The organism is Mesotoga sp. HF07.pep.5.2.highcov (genome assembly GCF_003666285.1).
Taxonomy (GTDB): Bacteria; Thermotogota; Thermotogae; order Petrotogales; family Kosmotogaceae; genus Mesotoga; species Mesotoga prima.
Window position 1 is genome coordinate 1 of record NZ_JFHJ01000096.1, and the last position, 732, is coordinate 732.

Below are 732 nucleotides of genomic sequence, written 5' to 3' on the forward strand. Positions count from 1 at the left end.
CTTGTGCGAAAGATAGCAAAATGGCCTGAGCTGTTTCTCACCCAGCCAAATTCACCCTTTGCAGAAGAATACGATGTAACCAGTTTATAGGGACCGGATTTTATTACTCGCTCGTTCTTTGCAGTAGTAACTATTCCGCTCTCTTGTACGTATCTATCTACTTCATACGAAGAGTTCTTCAAAACATCTACCAGGGTAGTTAACTCTTCGACAGCATCCTTTCCAACCGCCAGCCCGACAACAAGCAACAGGACAACGAGTACGGACAGTTTTTTCACGGCGATTTCACTCCTTCTGTGTCTTAGAGCGTCTATAGATTAGTAGGTCGTGCTGATTCCAGAGATCTCAAAATCATTCTCCACAGCTGATTCACTAAGAAAGCCGAGCGAACGCTCCATTTCCTTCTCCATCATTACCAGATTATTCCCCTCTGCTTCGCCCTGCGTAAAGGCATTCAGATTGACCCTGAGCCTTTCATTCAGACTCGAGCTACTGCCTAGGACATCTGCGAGCTGGTAAAGCTCTCCCTTTTTCTTAATAAGAATAGTGTTACCAGTGAAGAACGAAACCGAAAAGATACCCAGTACCAAACAGGCAGCTACGGTACCGAGAATTTTGTAAGGTCTGCTCTTTAGCTTCCTTACATTGCTCAGAGTTCTTTTCTTCAGTTCATCAGAAGGCTTGTAGCAACAACTCTCTTTCAGAGCGTCTATAGCCTTCACATAGCCTTTT

General features: G+C 44.5%; 1 protein-coding gene and 1 pseudogene. Both read right to left on the reverse strand.

Annotated features, from left to right (window positions below; translation table 11 throughout):
• A pseudogene (locus BG32_RS01655) lies at positions 1-278 on the reverse strand (hypothetical protein); the annotation flags it as partial.
• A gap of 39 nt (positions 279-317) precedes the next feature.
• Positions 318-732 (reverse strand): hypothetical protein (locus BG32_RS01660; protein WP_121526302.1); only part of this gene is annotated, 415 nt, incomplete at its 5' end.